Annotated in this window: 15 protein-coding genes and 1 pseudogene; all 16 read left to right on the plus strand. The window is 53.1% G+C overall.

Going from position 1 to position 18,729, the window contains the following annotated elements; translation table 11 throughout:
• The first annotated feature begins 12 nt into the window (after positions 1 to 12).
• Positions 13 to 759, plus strand: coding sequence for a colanic acid biosynthesis glycosyltransferase WcaE (wcaE, locus tag AC0LWE_RS12970; protein WP_131488703.1), 747 nt, complete (start codon positions 13 to 15; stop codon positions 757 to 759).
• Between the two features lie 15 nt (positions 760 to 774).
• On the plus strand, positions 775 to 1,323 hold the full coding sequence (gene wcaF / locus AC0LWE_RS12975; RefSeq protein ID WP_015959667.1) for a colanic acid biosynthesis acetyltransferase WcaF: 549 nt from the start codon (positions 775 to 777) through the stop codon (positions 1,321 to 1,323).
• 24 nt (positions 1,324 to 1,347) lie between these two features.
• Positions 1,348 to 2,469: a GDP-mannose 4,6-dehydratase gene (gene gmd, locus AC0LWE_RS12980; RefSeq protein ID WP_131488701.1), complete on the plus strand. Its 1,122-nt coding sequence runs from the start codon at positions 1,348 to 1,350 to the stop codon at positions 2,467 to 2,469.
• A gap of 2 nt (positions 2,470 to 2,471) precedes the next feature.
• A complete protein-coding gene (gene fcl / locus AC0LWE_RS12985) occupies positions 2,472 to 3,437 on the plus strand; it encodes a GDP-L-fucose synthase (RefSeq protein WP_219347599.1) in 966 nt (321 codons plus the stop codon).
• A gap of 2 nt (positions 3,438 to 3,439) precedes the next feature.
• Positions 3,440 to 3,913: pseudogene (locus AC0LWE_RS12990) on the plus strand (GDP-mannose mannosyl hydrolase); the annotation flags it as partial.
• Between the two features lie 125 nt (positions 3,914 to 4,038).
• Positions 4,039 to 5,262 carry a colanic acid biosynthesis fucosyltransferase WcaI gene (wcaI, locus tag AC0LWE_RS12995; RefSeq protein WP_202667535.1) on the plus strand — a complete coding sequence of 408 codons (1,224 nt, stop codon included), beginning with the start codon at positions 4,039 to 4,041 and terminating at the stop codon, positions 5,260 to 5,262.
• A gap of 2 nt (positions 5,263 to 5,264) precedes the next feature.
• Positions 5,265 to 6,701, plus strand: coding sequence for a mannose-1-phosphate guanyltransferase (gene cpsB / locus AC0LWE_RS13000; protein WP_059179545.1), 1,437 nt, complete (start codon positions 5,265 to 5,267; stop codon positions 6,699 to 6,701).
• A 129-nt stretch (positions 6,702 to 6,830) separates the two neighbouring features.
• A complete protein-coding gene (cpsG, locus tag AC0LWE_RS13005) occupies positions 6,831 to 8,201 on the plus strand; it encodes a colanic acid biosynthesis phosphomannomutase CpsG (protein WP_219347600.1) in 1,371 nt (456 codons plus the stop codon).
• A gap of 48 nt (positions 8,202 to 8,249) precedes the next feature.
• A complete protein-coding gene (gene wcaJ / locus AC0LWE_RS13010) occupies positions 8,250 to 9,644 on the plus strand; it encodes an undecaprenyl-phosphate glucose phosphotransferase (protein ID WP_059179547.1) in 1,395 nt (464 codons plus the stop codon).
• Positions 9,645 to 9,789: 145 nt separating this feature from the next.
• Entirely contained in the window at positions 9,790 to 11,268 is a 1,479-nt protein-coding gene (gene wzxC, locus AC0LWE_RS13015) for a colanic acid undecaprenyl disphosphate flippase WzxC (RefSeq protein WP_219347601.1), read from the plus strand.
• An 86-nt stretch (positions 11,269 to 11,354) separates the two neighbouring features.
• The gene (wcaK, locus tag AC0LWE_RS13020) at positions 11,355 to 12,635 is read left to right on the plus strand and encodes a colanic acid biosynthesis pyruvyl transferase WcaK (RefSeq protein ID WP_202666337.1); all 1,281 of its coding nucleotides are present in this window, start codon (positions 11,355 to 11,357) and stop codon (positions 12,633 to 12,635) included.
• Entirely contained in the window at positions 12,632 to 13,852 is a 1,221-nt protein-coding gene (wcaL, locus tag AC0LWE_RS13025; protein ID WP_216981201.1) for a colanic acid biosynthesis glycosyltransferase WcaL, read from the plus strand. Before wcaK ends, wcaL begins: the two co-directional genes overlap by 4 nt.
• Positions 13,853 to 13,864: 12 nt before the next feature.
• On the plus strand, positions 13,865 to 15,256 hold the full coding sequence (gene wcaM, locus AC0LWE_RS13030) for a colanic acid biosynthesis protein WcaM (protein WP_202667539.1): 1,392 nt from the start codon (positions 13,865 to 13,867) through the stop codon (positions 15,254 to 15,256).
• A gap of 176 nt (positions 15,257 to 15,432) precedes the next feature.
• Positions 15,433 to 16,326 carry a GalU regulator GalF gene (gene galF / locus AC0LWE_RS13035; protein ID WP_202667540.1) on the plus strand — a complete coding sequence of 298 codons (894 nt, stop codon included), beginning with the start codon at positions 15,433 to 15,435 and terminating at the stop codon, positions 16,324 to 16,326.
• Positions 16,327 to 16,706: 380 nt separating this feature from the next.
• Positions 16,707 to 17,792 carry a dTDP-glucose 4,6-dehydratase gene (gene rfbB, locus AC0LWE_RS13040; RefSeq protein ID WP_202667541.1) on the plus strand — a complete coding sequence of 362 codons (1,086 nt, stop codon included), beginning with the start codon at positions 16,707 to 16,709 and terminating at the stop codon, positions 17,790 to 17,792.
• A complete protein-coding gene (gene rfbD, locus AC0LWE_RS13045; RefSeq protein ID WP_202667542.1) occupies positions 17,792 to 18,691 on the plus strand; it encodes a dTDP-4-dehydrorhamnose reductase in 900 nt (299 codons plus the stop codon). The genes rfbB and rfbD overlap by 1 nt, the downstream gene beginning before the upstream one ends.
• Positions 18,692 to 18,729: the final 38 nt, after the last annotated feature.

Consider the following 18,729-nt stretch of genomic DNA (forward strand, 5'->3'; position numbering starts at 1 on the left):
GTGGGGTGGTTTATGTTTCTTAGCGTCATTACTGTCGCCTTTCGCAATCACGAAGGGGTAGTAAAAACCTGGCGCTCGCTGCGCAACCTGGCACGCGATCCCAGCCTCACGTTTGAATGGATTGTGGTTGACGGCGGTTCAAACGATGGCACGGCTGAATTTCTCGAAAAACTTAACGGGGAGTTCAACTTACGCTACATCAGTGAGAAAGATAAAGGCATCTACGATGCGATGAATAAAGGCATCGAGATGGCGCAAGGGCGCTATGCCATTTTCCTGAATTCAGGCGATATCTTCCACGAAGACGTGGCGCTGTTTGCGCGTCAACTTGCACGCCAGAAAGACGACGCCATGGTTATCGGTGATGCGCTACTGGATTTTGGTGACGGCAATAAAGTGTGCCGTAGCGCGAAACCCGGCTGGTATATCTATCACAGTTTACCGGCAAGCCATCAGGCAATTTTCTTCCCGACAGCCGGGCTGAAAAAACAGCCCTATGATTTGCAATATAAGGTGTCATCTGATTATGCGCTGGCTGCCAGCCTGTATAAATCAGGTTATCCGTTCCGTCGAATTAAAGGCCTGGTGTCTGAATTCTCCATGGGCGGCGTGTCAACCTCAAATAATCTGGAATTATGCCAGGATGCCAAAAAAGTGCAGCGCAATATATTACGCGTGCCGGGCTTCTGGGCGGAATTATCCTATTTATTCCGTCTGAAAACGACGGGCAAAACGAAAGCCTTATATAACAAAGTCTGAATATAAGGGAAGGTTATGCAGGATCTCAGTGGTTTTTCCGTTCCCAAAGGATTTCGGGGCGGCAATGGAATTAAGGTGCAATTGTGGTGGGCTGTGCAGGCAACATTATTTGCCTGGTCGCCGCAGGTTTTGTATCGCTGGCGCGCTTTTTTGCTGCGAATGTTTGGCGCAAAAATCGGCAAAAATGTGGTTATTCGTCCGTCAGTCAAAATTACGTATCCGTGGAAATTAACGCTCGGTGATTATGCCTGGGTAGGGGATGACGCGGTGTTATACACCCTGGGTGAAATTACCATCGGCGCGCATTCCGTGGTGTCTCAGAAGTGTTATTTGTGTACCGGCAGTCATGATTTTATGAGTCCGCATTTTGATATTAATGCCACGCCGATTGTGATTGGCGAAAAATGCTGGCTGGCGACGGATGTCTTTGTTGCACCTGGTATTACTGTTGGCGATGGCACGGTTATTGGTGCACGCAGCAGCGTTTTTAAATCGCTACCGGCAAATAAGATTTGCCGTGGCAACCCCGCAGTGGTGATACGCGAACGCGTTGAAACTGAATGAATTCATAAGTAGAGGAAAATAAACATGTCTAAAGTCGCTCTCATCACCGGCGTTACCGGACAGGATGGTTCTTATCTGGCGGAGCTTTTGCTGGAAAAAGGGTATGAAGTTCACGGTATCAAACGTCGTGCTTCGTCGTTCAATACCGAACGTGTGGATCATATCTACCAGGATCCGCATTCCGCTAACCCTAAATTCCATCTGCATTACGGCGACCTGACCGACTCCTCCAACCTGACCCGTATTCTGCAGGAAGTGCAGCCCGATGAAGTGTACAACCTGGGTGCGATGAGCCACGTAGCGGTCTCGTTTGAATCCCCGGAATACACCGCGGATGTTGATGCCATGGGCACGCTGCGTCTGCTGGAAGCCATTCGCTTCCTGGGTCTTGAGAAGAAAACCCGTTTCTACCAGGCATCCACCTCTGAGCTGTACGGTCTGGTGCAGGAAATCCCGCAGAAAGAGACCACGCCGTTCTACCCGCGCTCGCCGTATGCTGTCGCAAAACTGTACGCTTACTGGATCACTGTGAACTACCGCGAATCCTATGGCATGTACGCCTGTAACGGTATTCTGTTCAACCACGAATCCCCACGTCGTGGCGAAACCTTCGTGACCCGCAAAATCACCCGTGCGATCGCTAACATCGCCCAGGGCCTCGAGAAAAAACTGCACCTCGGCAACATGGATTCCCTGCGTGACTGGGGCCATGCGAAAGACTACGTGAAAATGCAGTGGATGATGTTGCAGCAGGACAACCCGGAAGATTTCGTGATCGCGACCGGCGTGCAGTATTCCGTGCGTCAGTTCGTAGAGATGGCCGCAGCGCAGCTGGGTATCAAATTGCGTTTCGAAGGCACCGGCGTTGAAGAGAAGGGCGTTGTGGTTTCTGTGACTGGCCATGATGCACCGGGCGTGAAACCGGGCGATGTGATCGTTGAAGTTGACCCGCGTTACTTCCGTCCTGCTGAAGTTGAAACGCTGCTCGGCGATCCAACTAAAGCGCATGAAAAACTGGGCTGGAAACCGGAAATTACGCTGCAGGAAATGGTGTCTGAAATGGTGGCCAAGGATCTCGAAGCGGCGAAAAAACACTCTCTGCTTAAGTCCCATGGCTACGAGGTTGCCATCGCGCTGGAGTCCTGAGAATGACCAAACAACGTATTTTTGTCGCCGGTCATCGTGGGATGGTGGGATCTGCCATCGTCCGTCAGCTTGAACAGCGCGGTGATGTAGACGTCGTGGTGCGTACCCGCGACGAGCTGAACCTGCTTGACGGTCAAGCCGTGCAGGCATTCTTTGCGAACGAACGTATCGATCAGGTGTATCTGGCGGCGGCAAAGGTTGGCGGCATTGTCGCCAACAACACCTACCCGGCGGATTTCATCTACGAAAACATGATGATTGAGAGCAACATTATTCACGCCGCGCATATGCATAACGTGAATAAGCTGCTGTTCCTGGGCTCTTCATGCATTTATCCGAAGCTGGCGAAGCAGCCGATCGCTGAGAGCGAACTGCTGCAGGGCACGCTTGAAGAGACCAACGAGCCCTACGCGATTGCCAAGATTGCCGGTATCAAACTGTGCGAATCCTACAACCGCCAGTATGGCCGCGACTACCGTTCGGTGATGCCGACCAACCTGTACGGTCCGCACGATAACTTCCACCCGAGCAATTCGCACGTGATCCCGGCGCTGCTGCGTCGTTTTCACGAAGCGACCGCGGAAAGCGCGCCTGACGTGGTGGTGTGGGGGAGCGGCACGCCGATGCGCGAGTTCTTGCACGTTGATGACATGGCCGCTGCCAGCATTCACGTGATGGAGCTGGATCGCGAGGTGTGGGCTGAAAACACCCAGCCGATGCTTTCGCACATCAACGTCGGCACCGGTGTGGATTGCACTATTCGCGAGCTGGCGCAGACCATCGCGCACGTGGTGGGCTACAAAGGCCGCGTGGTGTTTGATACCACCAAGCCGGACGGCACACCGCGCAAACTGCTGGACGTAACGCGTCTGCATCAGCTCGGCTGGTACCACGAGGTGTCACTTGAGCAGGGGCTGGCAAGCACCTACCAGTGGTTCCTGGAAAACCAGCACCGCTTCCGGGGGTAAACATGTTTTTAAGTCAGGAAGATTTTGCCACGGTAGTGCGTTCTACCCCGCTGATATCCATCGATTTGATTGTGGAAAACGAGCGAGGGGAGTTCCTGTTGGGTCAACGAACCAATCGCCCTGCGCAAGGGTACTGGTTCGTCCCAGGTGGACGCGTACAGAAGGATGAACGGCTTGAGCGCGCTTTCGAGCGCCTTACGCTGGCGGAACTGGGGCTGGGCCTGCCGATGACGGCAGGCCAGTTTTACGGGATCTGGCAGCACTTCTATGACGATAACTTTTCCGGCACGGATTTCAGCACCCATTACGTGGTGCTCGGTTTTTGCCTGAAAGTGAATCAGGCCGATCTTAATCTGCCTGATTCACAACATGATGATTACCGCTGGCTGACGCCCGATGCTCTGCTGGCAAGCGATAACGTGCATGACAACAGCCGCGCGTACTTCCTTGCAGAGCGTCAGGCTGAGGCACCGGGTTGTAACACGAAATCTTTCAGCCTGAATCAAGGCGGCAAGTCTGGGAATTCTCAGGCGCTTGCTGAAGCAAGTGACTGGGGTGAGCAGACGCGGCCAACGCAGAGTCAGGTTGAAGGATGAAGTGTATGAAGATTTTGGTGTATGGCATCAACTACTCACCTGAACTGACCGGTATCGGTAAATACACCGGTGAAATGGTCGAGTGGATGGCGAGCCAGGGTCACGAGGTGCGGGTCATTACGGCCCCGCCGTACTATCCGGAGTGGAAAGTCGGCGAACGTTACTCCAGCTGGCGCTATCGCCGTGAAGTGGGCAATGCCACCGTCTGGCGCTGTCCGCTGTACGTGCCTAAACAGCCTTCGACGTTGAAGCGTCTGATTCATCTGGGCAGCTTTGCGCTCAGCAGCTTTTTCCCGCTGATGGCGCAGCGTCGCTGGAAGCCAGACCGTATTATCGGCGTGGTGCCCACGCTTTTTTGCACGCCAGGCATGCGCCTGCTGGGCAAACTCTCGGGCGCACGGACCATCTTGCATATCCAGGATTACGAAGTTGACGCGATGCTCGGCCTGGGCATGGCGGGTAAAGGCAAGAGCGGCAACGTGGCCAAACTCGCCAGCGCCTTTGAGCGCAGCAATCTGCATAACGTCGATTACGTCTCCACGATCTCGCGCTCAATGATGAACAAAGCGCTGGAGAAAGGCGTCCCGGCTGAAAAAATGATTTTCTTCCCTAACTGGTCAGAAGTGGCCCGTTTTCGCGATGTAAGTGAGAGCGATGCGCTGGCATTGCGCGCCCAGCTCGGTTTACATGCCGATCAAAAAATCATTCTTTACTCAGGCAACATCGGTGAAAAACAGGGGCTGGAAAGCGTCATCGACGCTGCCGCTCAGTTGAGCAATCAGCCCTGGACATTCGTGATTGTCGGGCAGGGTGGCGGTAAAGCGCGCCTGGAGAAAATGGCCAGCGAACGCGGCCTGAACAACGTGAAATTTTTCCCGCTTCAGTCCTACGAGGCACTGCCTGCGTTACTGAAGATGGGCGATTGCCATTTGGTCGTGCAAAAGCGCGGCGCGGCGGATGCGGTACTGCCGTCAAAATTAACCAACATTTTGGCCGTCGGCGGCAACGCGGTGATCACTGCGGAACCGGAAACCGAACTCGGCCAGCTGTGCGATACCTACCCGGAGATTGCTGTTTGCGTTGAACCGGAATCAGTTCCTGCGCTGGTCGTGGGCATTGAAAGGGCACTCGCTATGCCAAAAGAGAACACGGTGGCACGTCAATATGCCGAACGCACGCTCGAAAAAGAGAACGTGCTTAGCCAATTTATTGCAGATATACGGGGATAAACATGAGTCAAAATAAACTTTACCCGGTTGTGATGGCGGGTGGCTCTGGTAGTCGGTTGTGGCCGCTGTCCCGCGTGCTTTATCCAAAACAGTTCCTTTGCCTGAAAGGGGAACTCACCATGTTGCAAACCACGGTGTCGCGCCTGAACGGCGTGGAGTGCGAAAGCCCGGTGGTGATTTGCAACGAGCAGCACCGTTTTATCGTAGCGGAACAGCTGCGTCAGCTGAATAAGCTGACTGAAAACATCATTCTTGAACCGGCAGGGCGTAATACTGCACCGGCCATCGCGCTGGCGGCGCTTGCGGCAAAACGCAGCAGCCCGGATTGCGATCCCCTGATGCTGGTACTGGCGGCGGACCATGTGATCCAGCAGGAAGATGCCTTCCGCGAGGCGGTTCGTGCCGCGATCCCTTACGCCGAAAGCGGCAAACTGGTCACTTTCGGTATCGTGCCGGATCTGCCGGAAACCGGCTACGGCTACATTCGTCGTGGTGATGTGACGCCGGGCAAAGGCGATAGCGTGGCGTTTAACGTGGCGCAGTTTGTCGAAAAACCGAATCTCGATACCGCCCAGGCGTATGTCGCAAGCGGTGAATATTACTGGAACAGCGGTATGTTCCTGTTCCGCGCGGGACGTTATCTGGAAGAGCTGCAAAAATATCGCCCGGATATTCTGAGCGCCTGCGAAAAAGCCATGGCTGTTGTTGACCCGGATCTGGACTTTATCCGCGTGGATGAAGCCGCATTCCTGGCCTGTCCGGAAGAGTCGGTGGATTACGCGGTGATGGAGCGTACCGCGGATGCCGTGGTGGTACCGATGGACGCAGGCTGGAGCGACGTGGGTTCCTGGTCTTCACTGTGGGAAATCAGCGCACACACGCCGGAAGGCAACGTGCATCACGGCGATGTGATCAGCCACAAAACAGAAAATAGCTATGTTTACGCTGAATCCGGTCTTGTGACCACGGTGGGCGTGAAAGATCTGGTCGTCGTCCAGACCAAAGATGCGGTGCTGATTGCCGATCGCAACTCCGTGCAGGACGTCAAAAAAGTGGTCGAACAGATCAAAGCCGACGGTCGTCACGAGCACCATATTCATCGCGAAGTCTATCGTCCGTGGGGCAAATATGACTCCATCGATGCAGGCGATCGCTATCAGGTCAAACGCATTACCGTGAAACCGGGCGAAGGGTTATCGGTACAAATGCATCATCACCGAGCTGAGCATTGGGTTGTCGTGGCGGGCACCGCCAAGGTGACAATTAACGGCGAGATCAAGCTGCTGGGTGAGAACGAGTCTATTTATATCCCGTTGGGTGCGAAGCACTGCCTGGAAAACCCAGGGAAAATTCCTCTCGATCTGATTGAAGTGCGTTCCGGCTCCTATCTCGAAGATGACGACATCGTGCGCTTCGAAGATCGCTACGGCCGGGTTTAGCGCTAATTAGCCTTTTTCGCGTGGCGGGTGCGCTGATGCTCTGCAACGCGAAATCAAAGGGTTATTCATTTTAAAAATAAAATCTCCTGAACAGGAGAGGGCCGACTGTTGCCTTAAAAAGGGGTCATCATGGAAAAGTTAACCTGTTTTAAAGCCTACGATATTCGCGGCAAGCTGGGCGAAGAGCTGAATGAAGACATCGCGTGGCGCATTGGCCGTGCGTATGGCGAATATGTAAAACCAAAAACAATCGTGTTGGGCGGCGATGTGCGTCTGACCAGCGAGGCGCTTAAGCTGGCGCTGGCAAAAGGGTTGCAGGACGCAGGCGTGGATGTGCTGGATATCGGCCTGTCCGGAACCGAAGAGATTTATTTCGCCACCTTCCATCTGGGCGTTGATGGCGGGATTGAAGTGACCGCCAGCCATAACCCGATGGACTATAACGGGATGAAGCTGGTGCGTGAGGGGGCTCGCCCGGTCAGCGGCGATACCGGTCTGCGTGACGTGCAGCGACTGGCGGAGGCGAATGACTTCCCGCCGGTCAACGAAGCGAAACGCGGCAGCTACACACAAATCGATACGCGCAAAGCGTACATCGACCATCTGCTCGGCTACATCAACGTGGATAATCTTAAACCGCTGAAGCTGGTGATTAACTCCGGCAACGGCGCGGCGGGTCCGGTGGTTGATGCGCTGGAAGCCCGTTTTAAAGCACTGAACGTTCCCGTCACCTTTATCAAAGTCCATAACACGCCGGACGGCAATTTCCCGAACGGGATCCCGAATCCACTGCTGCCGGAATGCCGCGCCGATACCCGTAACGCGGTGATTGAGCATGGAGCCGATCTGGGCATCGCCTTTGACGGCGATTTCGACCGCTGCTTCCTGTTCGACGAGAAAGGCCAGTTTATTGAAGGCTATTACATCGTCGGCCTGCTGGCCGAGGCGTTCCTCGAGAAAAATCCGGGGGCCAAAATCATTCACGATCCGCGTCTGTCCTGGAACACCGTTGACGTGGTGAGTGCCGCAGGCGGTAAGCCGGTGATGTCGAAAACCGGTCACGCGTTTATCAAAGAGCGTATGCGCCAGGAAGATGCCATCTATGGCGGTGAGATGAGCGCTCACCACTACTTCCGCGATTTTGCCTACTGCGACAGCGGGATGATCCCGTGGCTGCTGGTGACGGAGCTGCTGTGCCTGAAAGGCCAGACGCTGGGTGAGCTGGTGCGTGACCGTATGGCGGCCTTCCCGGCGAGCGGCGAGATCAACAGCAAGCTTGAGAAGCCTGCAGAAGCGATCGCCCGCGTGGAGCAACATTTTGCACCGCAGGCGCTGGAGATTGACCGCACCGACGGGATCAGCATGGCGTTCCCGGAGTGGCGTTTCAATCTGCGCTCGTCCAATACGGAGCCCGTTGTGCGTCTGAACGTGGAGTCGCGGGCAGACACGGCGCTGATGGAGGCGCGAACACAGGACATTCTGGCGCTGTTGAAACAGTAATCCTTGCCCCCTTCCGCTGGAAGGGGGAACCCGAAAACAGGACCAACGATGACAAATCTAAAAAAGCGCGAGCGAGCCAAAACGAATGCATCGTTAATTTCTATGGTGCAGCGTTTTTCTGACATCACCATCATGTTCGGTGGGCTGTGGGTGGTATGTAAGGTCAGCGGGCTGCCGTTTTTATACATGCACCTGTTGATGGCGCTGATTGCGCTGGTGGTATTCCAGATGATCGGCGGCATGACGGATTTCTACCGTTCGTGGCGCGGCGTCAAAATCACGACAGAACTGATGTTATTGCTGCAAAACTGGACGCTGAGCCTGATTTTCAGCGCCGGTCTGGTGGCCTTTAGCAGCGATTTCGATAACAGCCTTATGACGTATCTCTGCTGGTATCTGCTCACCAGCGTTGGGTTAGTGGTCTGCCGATCGCTGATCCGCTTTGGCGCGGGCTGGCTGCGTAATCGCGGTTATAACAAGCGCTTTGTCGCCGTCGCGGGCGATTTGCCGGTGGGACTGGCGCTGCTGGACAGCTTCCGCAAAGAGCCCTGGCTGGGGCTGGACGTGGTGGGTGTTTATCACGATGCAAAACCGGGCGGTGTGCCGTCTGAATGGGCGGGCAATATCGAACAGCTCGTTGAAGATGCGCGGGCCGGGAAAATCCATAACGTCTATATCGCGATGCCGATGAGCGAGGAACGCAGTATTCGTAATCTGATGCGCGAACTGGCTGACACCACCTGCTCGGTGAGTCTTATTCCTGACGTGTTTACCTTTAACATTTTGCATTCCCGTGTTGAAGAAGTTAACGGCGTGCCGGTGGTACCGCTGTACGACACGCCGCTTTCCGGCATTAACCGTGTCCTGAAACGTCTGGAAGATATCGTACTCGCTACGCTGATTTTACTGCTTATTTCGCCGGTACTGTGCGGGATAGCGCTGGCGGTCAAAGTCAGCTCGCCCGGCCCGATTATCTTCCGCCAGACGCGCTACGGCATGGACGGGAAGCCGATCAAAGTGTGGAAGTTCCGTTCCATGAAGGTGATGGAAAATGACAGTGTGGTGACTCAGGCGACGCAAAACGATCCGCGTGTCACCCGCGTGGGTAACTTCCTGCGCCGAAGCTCGCTGGATGAGTTGCCGCAGTTCATCAACGTGCTGACCGGTGGAATGTCGATTGTGGGGCCACGTCCGCATGCGGTTGCGCACAACGAAGAGTATCGCGCGCTCATTGAGGGCTACATGCTGCGCCATAAAGTGAAGCCAGGCATTACCGGCTGGGCGCAGATTAACGGCTGGCGCGGTGAAACGGACACGCTGGAAAAAATGGAAAAACGTATTGAGTTCGATCTGGAGTACATCCGCGAGTGGAGCGTCTGGTTCGATATCAAAATCGTATTCCTGACGATCTTTAAGGGCTTTGTGAATAAAGCGGCTTATTAAATGCCTTCCTCACCAGGCTACATTGTTTGCCATTTTGCACCCGTGCAGCGCTCAACATTCCCACGTACGCGCCGGATGTTGTGTACTGACGGTGTTCAAACTGGCTGCGCCAGTATCGCCTCTGAGAAGGTATGAAGGAACAGTCATGAGCTTACGTGAAAAAACCATCAGCGGCGCCAAGTGGTCGGCTATCGCCACGGTGATTATCATCGGCCTCGGGCTGGTGCAGATGACCGTACTGGCACGCATTATTGATAATCATCAGTTTGGTCTGTTGACCATCTCGCTGGTGATTATCGCCCTGGCCGATACGCTGTCGGATTTTGGTATCGCCAATTCGATTATCCAGCGCAAAGAGATCAGCCACCTTGAACTGACCACGCTTTACTGGCTGAACGTTGGGCTGGGGATTGTGGTCTGCGTTACGGTGTTTTTGCTGAGCGGGTTGATTGGCGACGTGCTGAATAACCCCGACCTGGCGCCGCTGATCCGCACGCTTTCGCTTGCCTTTGTGGTGATCCCGCATGGACAGCAGTTCCGCGCATTAATGCAAAAAGAGCTGGAGTTCAGCAAAATCGGCACGATCGAAACGACCTCGGTGCTCGCGGGGTTCACTTTCACCGTCGTGAGTGCGCATTACTGGCCGCTGGCGATGACGGCGATTCTGGGTTATCTGGTCAATACCGCCGTGCGAACCCTGCTGTTCGGCTATTTTGGCCGGAAGATCTATCGTCCAGGATTGCATTTCTCGCTGGCGTCAGTCTCTTCTAACCTGCGTTTTGGTGCGTGGCTGACCGCTGACAGCATTATCAATTACGTAAACACCAACCTCTCTACGCTGTTTCTGGCGCGCATTCTCGGTGCCAGCGTGGCGGGGGGGTATAACCTCGCTTACAACGTGGCGGTCGTCCCGCCGATGAAGCTGAACCCCATTATCACCCGTGTTTTGTTCCCGGCGTTTGCCAAAATTCAGGACGATACCGAGAAGTTGCGCGTCAATTTCTACAAGCTGCTGTCGGTGGTGGGGATTATTAACTTCCCGGCGCTGCTTGGGCTGATGGTGGTCGCCAATAATTTTGTTCCGCTGGTGTTTGGCGAGAAGTGGAGCGGCATTGTCCCGATTCTGCAATTGCTCTGCGTTGTCGGTTTGCTGCGTTCCGTCGGTAATCCGATTGGCTCGCTGCTGATGGCAAAAGCGCGCGTTGATATCAGCTTCAAATTCAATGTGTTCAAAACGTTCCTGTTTATCCCGGCGATTGTCGTCGGTGGTCATATGGCAGGCGCGATTGGCGTGACGCTTGGCTTCCTGCTGGTGCAAATCATCAATACCGTTCTGAGCTATTTCGTGATGATCAAACCCGTGCTGGGCTCCAGCTATCGTCAGTACATTCTGAGTTTATGGTTGCCGTTTTACCTGTCGCTGCCGACGCTGGCGGTGAGCTATGGCCTGGGCGTTGTACTCAATGGCCATCTGCCGCTGGGAACGCTGCTGGCGACGCAAATTGCTGCCGGTGCGCTGGCCTTTGTGGGGATGATTGTGCTGTCCCGAAACGCGCTGGTGGTCGAAATGAAACGCCAGTTTTGCCGTAGCGAGAAGATGAAAACGCTGCTTCGTGCAGGCTAATTATTTCTCCCTCTCGAGTCGGAGAGGGCCGGGGTGAGGCCACTGCGCCGCACCCCATGGATCCAGAACCCCTTTAAGAGGTCATTATGAAATTACTGATTCTTGGCAATCATACTTGTGGCAACCGTGGCGATAGCGCCATTTTACGCGGGTTGCTGGATGCCATTAACACACTTGCGCCAGAAACCGACGTTGATGTGATGAGCCGCTATCCGGTGAGCTCATCGTGGTTGCTTAACCGCCCGGTGATGGGCGATCCGCTCTACAGCCAGATGAAAGAGCATAACAGCGCGGCAGGTGTGATGGGCCGTGTGAAGAAAGTGCTGCGTCGTCGCTATCAGCACCAGGTGTTGCTCTCGCGTGTGACCGATACCGGCAAGCTGCGCAATATCGCTATCGCCCAGGGCTTTACTGATTTTGTCCGTCTGCTGTCGGGCTATGACGCGATTATTCAGGTCGGCGGGTCGTTCTTTGTTGATCTGTACGGTGTGCCGCAGTTTGAGCACGCGCTGTGTACTTTTATGGCGAAAAAACCGCTGTATATGATTGGTCACAGCGTGGGGCCATTCCAGAATCCGCAGTTCAACCAGCTGGCAAATTATGTCTTTGGCCATTGCGATGCGCTGATTCTGCGTGAGTCTGTCAGCCTCGACTTGATGAAACGCAGCGATATCGACACCTCAAAGGTGGAGCACGGCGTGGATACCGCCTGGCTGGTGGATCATCAGGTTCAGAATTTTGAGCCGAGCTATGCGGTTCAGCACTGGCTGAACGTGGTCGGACAGCAGAAAACTGTCGCCATTACGCTGCGCGAACTGGCACCGTTTGATAAACGTCTGGGGACCACTCAGGCCGCATATGAGAAAGCCTTTGCAGAGGTGGTGAATCGCGTGCTCGATAGCGGCTATCAGGTGCTGGCGCTGTCGACGTGTACGGGTATCGACAGTTACAACAAAGATGACCGCATGGTGGCGTTGAATCTGCGTCATCTCGTTAACGATCCGTCGCGCTATCACGTGGTGATGGATGAACTGAACGATCTGGAAATGGGTAAACTCCTTTCTGCCTGCGACCTGACTGTGGGTACGCGTTTGCACTCCGCGATTATTTCGATGAATTTTGGCACGCCAGCCATTGCGATCAATTACGAACACAAATCAGCGGGCATCATGCAGCAGCTGGGGATGCCGGAGATGGCGGTGGATATTCGCCATCTGCTCGACGGCTCGCTTGGGGCGATGGTGGGCGATACGCTGGGGCAACTCCCTGCCATCAACGAACGTCTGGCGGTGGCCGTTAAGGCCGAACGTGAAAACGGAATCGGGATGGTGAAATCCGTGCTCGACCGCATCGGGGAGGGGAAATGAAGGTTGGTTTCTTTTTACTGAAATTCCCGCTGTCGTCAGAGACGTTTGTGTTGAACCAAATCACCGCGTTTATCGATATGGGATATGACGTGGAAATTATCGCCCTGCAAAAGGGCGATACGCAAAACACGCACGCAGCCTGGACGGAATATGGTCTGGAAGCAAAAACGCGCTGGTTGCAGCATGAACCCCAGGGGCGACTGGCGAAACTGCGCTACCGTGCGAGCCAGACGCTGCGCGGAGCCTTTCGCGCGTCCACCTGGAAAGCGCTGAATATCTCCCGTTACGGTTCTGAATCGCGCAATTTGATTCTGTCGTCGATTTGCGGACAGACAACTAAGCCGTATCACGCAGACGTCTTTATCGCCCATTTCGGTCCGGCGGGCGTTACCGCCGCGAAACTCCGCGAACTTGGGGTGATTGACGGTAAAATTGCTACTATTTTCCACGGGATTGATATCTCCAGCCGGGAAGTGCTTAACCATTACACGCCTGAATATCAGCAGCTGTTCCGTCGTGGCGATATGATGCTGCCGATCAGCGACCTGTGGGCGGGTCGGCTGAAAAACATGGGCTGTCCCGGTGAGAAAATTACCGTATCGCGGATGGGCGTAGACATGGAACGCTTTACGCAGCGCGCGGTAAAAGTGCCCGGCAAGCCACTGCAAATTATCTCCGTTGCGCGTCTGACCGAGAAAAAAGGGCTGCATGTTGCCATTGAAGCCTGTCGTCAGCTCAAAGCCCGTGGCGTGGATTTCCACTATCGCATTCTCGGGATTGGCCCGTGGGAGCGTCGGTTGCGCACGCTTATCGAGCAATATCAGCTTGAAGGTTACGTCGAGATGCCGGGTTTTAAGCCCAGCCACGAAGTGAAAGCCATGCTTGATGACGCCGACGTATTTTTACTTCCGTCGGTGACCGGTGCGGATGGCGATATGGAAGGTATTCCCGTCGCGCTGATGGAGGCGATGGCGGTAGGAATCCCGGTGGTATCGACCGTACACAGCGGGATCCCGGAACTTATCGAGCCGGGCCATTCCGGCTGGCTGGTACCCGAAAATAACGCGCTCGCGCTCGCCGACAGGCTGGCCGCTTTTAGCCACATCGAGCAGCAGGAGCTGGTTCCTGTGCTACGTAATGCACGACAAAAAGTCGAAGCCGAATTCAATCAGCAGGTAATTAATCGTCAGTTAGCGAGCCTGTTACACACGCTTTAACGCCGAGGAAATATGCTGAAAAAACTCACCCGACGCACGTTTGTTACGTCCTGTACGCTGCTGGCCGCCGCGCCGTTACTCCATTCTCGCGTGGCGCGTGCTGCTGGCAGCGGGGCGGTTAATATCAGCCAGTACAATCCTAAAGACTGGATTGCCTCTTTTAAGCAGGCTTTCTCTGAGAGCGATACGGTTATCGTTCCTGCCGGATTAACCTGCGAAAATATTAACACCGGTATTTTTATTCCCGATGGCAAAACGCTGCTGATCCGCGGTGCGCTGACCGGCAACGGACGCGGGCGTTTCGTCCTTCAGGAAGGCAGCAAAGTGATCGGCAAAGGGAAAGGGCGCACCGAAAATATCACCCTGGACGTGCGCGGCTCTGATTGCGTTATCCAGGGGCTGGCGATGAGCGGCTTTGGGCCGGTGACGCAAATCTATATTGGCGGTAAAAAGCCCAGAGTGATGCGTAATCTGCTGATCGACAATATTACCGTTACGCAGGCGAACTACGCGATTTTGCGACAAGGCTTCCACAATCAGGTGGACGGCGCGCGCATAACGAACAGCCGCTTTAGCCATCTACAGGGCGATGCCATTGAGTGGAACGTGGCCATCAACGACCGCAATATTCTGATTTCTGACCATGTTATCGACAACATTAACTGTACGAATGGCAAGATTAACTGGGGTATTGGAATCGGCCTGGCGGGAAGCACCTATGACAATGATTACCCTGAGAAGCAAACCGTCAAAAACTTTGTCGTCGCGAACATTACGGGAAGCAACTGTCGACAACTCGTACATGTCGAAAACGGTAAACATTTTATTATCCGCAATGTAAAAGCGAAAAATATCACCCCTGACTTCAGTAAAAAGGCGGGAATCGATAACGCTACGGTGGCTATTTACGGATGTGATAATTTCGTTATTGATAATGTCGATATGGTTAATAGTGCAGGAATGTTAATTGGTTACGGGGTGATTAAAGGCGACTATTTGTCGATACCTCAAAACTTTAAGCTCAATGACATTCGACTCGATAACAGCCAGCTTGATTATAAACTGCGCGGCATTCAGATCTCATCCGGCAATGCGACGTCGTTTGTCGCCATCACCAACCTTGAAATGAAACGCGCAACGCTTGAACTGCATAACAAGCCCCAGCATCTCTTTTTGCGAAATATCAATGTCATGCAGGAGGCGGCTATCGGCCCTGCACTGAAGATGAACTTTGACCTGCGTAAAGATGTTCGTGGCAAATTTATGGCTAAGGACGAAACCCTGCTGTCGCTGGCAAACATCAAAGCTGTGAATGAAAAGGGGCAGAGTTCAGTGGATATTGATAGGGTTGATCAACAGGTGGTGAACGTTGAGCGCCTGAATTTTAAGCTTCCGAGCAGATAATCACCGTTTTTGCAATTTTGCGATTAATCCGTAGCAAAAATGTGAGCTATTCGGACAACCGCTACTGTAAGTTGTGGTTAGAAGGCGTAACATTCATCCAGATATGAACCAAATCTTGCTGGCGAAAACAGGTTTAATAGCTATAATTCTGCAACCATTTTAAGGTGGAAGAAATAATGATTAATTTGAAAGCAGTCATTCCGGTAGCGGGCTTAGGCATGCATATGCTGCCAGCCACAAAAGCGATTCCAAAAGAGATGCTACCGATCGTCGACAAGCCGATGATTCAGTACATCGTTGACGAGATTGTTGCTGCAGGGATCAAAGAAATCGTTCTGGTAACCCATTCCTCTAAGAATGCGGTCGAAAACCACTTTGACACGTCTTACGAACTTGAAGCGCTGCTTGAGCTGCGCGTTAAGCGTCAGCTTCTGGCCGAAGTGCAGTCTATCTGTCCGCCAGGCGTGACCATCATGAACGTTCGCCAGGCGCAGCCGTTGGGTCTGGGGCACTCTATTCTTTGTGCTCGTCCTGTGGTGGGTGATAATCCGTTTATCGTTGTACTGCCAGATATCATTCTGGATAATGCTTCTGCCGATCCACTGCGTTACAACCTTGCCGCGATGGTGGCACGTTTTAACGAGACGGGCCGTAGCCAGGTGCTGGCAAAACGCATGAAAGGTGACCTTTCTGAGTACTCTGTCATCCAGACTAAAGAACCGCTGGATTCGGAAGGGCAGGTCAGCCGTATCGTTGAGTTTATCGAAAAACCCGATCAGCCGCAGACGCTGGATTCCGACCTGATGGCCGTTGGCCGTTATGTTCTCAACGCTGATATATGGGCAGAGCTTGAAAATACTGAACCTGGTGCCTGGGGACGCGTACAATTAACCGATGCTATCGCTCAACTATCGAAAAAACAGTCAGTTGACGCGATGCTGATGACGGGCGACAGCTACGATTGCGGTAAGAAAATGGGCTACATGCAGGCATTTGTGAACTACGGTCTGCGTAACCTGAAAGAAGGGCAGAAGTTCCGTAAAAGCATTGAGACGCTGCTAGCAGAGTAACTTTTACCGGCTTCCACTCATAACGGCAGTGAGCATTTTGAGCAGGCATGAACTCTCATTATGATTACTGCCGTTTTTTTATTAAAAAAAATCAATAATAACAGCGAGTTCTCTGTATTTTTTTTGGACGTATCAGATAAGATTTTTGCTTGTTTCTGTCTCTGAGAAGAACGACAATTAAGCCCATATTTAAGTTCGTTCCATAATAGTTATTGCTGACGGTAAGCGCTGAACTCCCAACATTAAGATTATACTCAGTACATTGGTAGCTGTTAAGCCACGGGCGGTAGCGTGTCATTTTCTGCATACAGCCTACTGACGGTTGCATATCAGAACATCCATACTTCATTTCGATATTTTTCAACAGCGGATTAGATAACGTGAAAATTCTTGTTACTGGCGGTGCCGGCTTTATCGGTTCTGCGGTTATACGACATATAATTAAAAATACCCATGACGAAGTGGTCAATGTGGACAAATTGACGTATGCCGGTAACCTGGAGTCGCTTGCCGAGATCAGCGATAGCGAACGCTATGCATTTGAGCAAGCCGATATTTGTGATAAGACCGCTATGGAGCGTGTTTTTGCCATCCATAAACCTGATGCTGTGATGCATCTTGCCGCAGAAAGCCACGTGGATCGTTCCATTACTGGGCCTGCAGCTTTCATTGAAACCAATATTGTCGGGACGTACGTTTTGCTGGAAGCCGCTCGCGCCTACTGGTCAGCTCTCGATAGTGAATCGAAAATTCTATTCCGTTTTCACCATATCTCTACAGATGAAGTCTATGGCGATCTCCCACATCCGGATGAGCATCCGACATCAACCGAGCTACCGCTGTTCACTGAAACAACGGCTTATGCGCCGAGCAGCCCGTATTCCGCGTCTAAAGCATCAAGCGATCACCTGGTTCGCGCATGGCTGCGCACCTATGGTTTCCCGACCATTGTGACTAACTGTTCGAACAACTATGGCCCGTATCACTTCCCTGAGAAGCTGATCCCGCTGGTAATTTTGAATGCCCTGGACGGTAAAGCGTTGCCTATTTATGGCAAAGGCGATCAGATCCGCGACTGGCTGTATGTCGAAGACCATGCCCGCGCGCTTTACACTGTCGTCACTCAGGGTAAGCCGGGTGAGACCTACAATATCGGTGGGCATAATGAGAAGCAGAACCTTGACGTGGTGCATACCATTTGCGATCTGCTGGACGAGATTGTGCCAAAAGACGGATCTTACCATGACCAGATTACTTACGTTGCGGACCGCCCAGGTCATGACCGCCGCTATGCGATTGACGCTCACAAAATTTGCGAAGAGCTGGGTTGGGAACCGCAAGAGACCTTTGAGAGCGGCATTCGGAAAACTGTTGAGTGGTATCTCAGTAATCAGGATTGGGTGAACAACGTTAAAAGTGGCGCCTATAAAACATGGATTGAGCAGAATTACGGGGAACGTCAGTAATGAATATTCTCCTTTTCGGCAAAACAGGGCAGGTGGGTTGGGAACTGCAACGTGCTCTGGCCCCGCTAGGCAATCTCATTGCCCTGGATGTTCATTCCAAAGATTTCTGCGGTGATTTCAGCAACCCAGAGGGTATCGCCCAAACGGTTCGTTTGATTAATCCTGATGTCATTGTCAATGCTGCCGCCCATACAGCGGTAGATAAAGCTGAATCAGAACAAGAATTTGCCCAACTACTGAATGCAACCAGCGTTGAAGCGATTGCGAAAGAAGCGGCGCAGATTGGAGCCTGGGTGGTCCATTACTCAACGGATTACGTCTTCCCGGGTGACGGTGAAACGCCGTGGCAAGAAACCGATGCAACCGCACCATTAAACGTCTACGGGCAAACGAAACTAGACGGTGAAAAGGCGTTGCAGGCGCATTGCGCGAAGCATCTTATTTTCCGTACCAGTTGGGTCTATGCAGGCAAAGGCAATAACTTTGCGAAAACAATGCTGCGCCTGGCAAAAGAGCGAACTGAATTGTCAGTGATTAACGATCAGGTCGGTGCACCGACAGGAGCTGAACTGCTAGCCGATTGTACGGCTCACGCCATTCGTACCGCGCTGGTCAAACCGGAAGTAGCAGGTCTCTATCATCTGGTAGCATCGGGTACTACGACATGGTTTGACTATGCCGCTCTGGTGTTTCAACAGGCCCGGGAAGCAGGAATCGAATTGGCGATTGAAAGGCTGAATGCCGTTACTACCTCTGCTTATCCGACGCCGGCAAAGCGCCCACATAACTCACGGCTCAATACCGATAAATTCCAGCGCAGGTTTGACCTCGTACTGCCGTCATGGGAAGTTGGCGTGAAACGGATGCTCACTGAGCTATTTACCGCTGAAATGGTTTAACATTTTAAAATGTCCTGAAGAGGGCATTTTGCGTTTAT

The sequence above is a fragment of the Lelliottia sp. RD5 genome (assembly GCF_056032945.1).

Excerpts from the sequence above, each read along its gene's own strand:
- wcaI (WP_202667535.1), top strand. The coding sequence starts at position 4,039 with ATGAAGATTTTGGTGTATGGCATCAACTACTCACCTGAACTGACCGGT.
- wcaL (WP_216981201.1), top strand. The coding sequence starts at position 12,632 with ATGAAGGTTGGTTTCTTTTTACTGAAATTCCCGCTGTCGTCAGAGACG.
- fcl (WP_219347599.1), top strand. The coding sequence starts at position 2,472 with ATGACCAAACAACGTATTTTTGTCGCCGGTCATCGTGGGATGGTGGGA.
- wcaM (WP_202667539.1), top strand. The coding sequence starts at position 13,865 with ATGCTGAAAAAACTCACCCGACGCACGTTTGTTACGTCCTGTACGCTG.
- wcaJ (WP_059179547.1), top strand. The coding sequence starts at position 8,250 with ATGACAAATCTAAAAAAGCGCGAGCGAGCCAAAACGAATGCATCGTTA.
- wcaK (WP_202666337.1), top strand. The coding sequence starts at position 11,355 with ATGAAATTACTGATTCTTGGCAATCATACTTGTGGCAACCGTGGCGAT.
- cpsB (WP_059179545.1), top strand. The coding sequence starts at position 5,265 with ATGAGTCAAAATAAACTTTACCCGGTTGTGATGGCGGGTGGCTCTGGT.
- cpsG (WP_219347600.1), top strand. The coding sequence starts at position 6,831 with ATGGAAAAGTTAACCTGTTTTAAAGCCTACGATATTCGCGGCAAGCTG.
- gmd (WP_131488701.1), top strand. The coding sequence starts at position 1,348 with ATGTCTAAAGTCGCTCTCATCACCGGCGTTACCGGACAGGATGGTTCT.
- rfbD (WP_202667542.1), top strand. The coding sequence starts at position 17,792 with ATGAATATTCTCCTTTTCGGCAAAACAGGGCAGGTGGGTTGGGAACTG.
- wcaE (WP_131488703.1), top strand. The coding sequence starts at position 13 with ATGTTTCTTAGCGTCATTACTGTCGCCTTTCGCAATCACGAAGGGGTA.
- galF (WP_202667540.1), top strand. The coding sequence starts at position 15,433 with ATGATTAATTTGAAAGCAGTCATTCCGGTAGCGGGCTTAGGCATGCAT.
- wcaF (WP_015959667.1), top strand. The coding sequence starts at position 775 with ATGCAGGATCTCAGTGGTTTTTCCGTTCCCAAAGGATTTCGGGGCGGC.
- wzxC (WP_219347601.1), top strand. The coding sequence starts at position 9,790 with ATGAGCTTACGTGAAAAAACCATCAGCGGCGCCAAGTGGTCGGCTATC.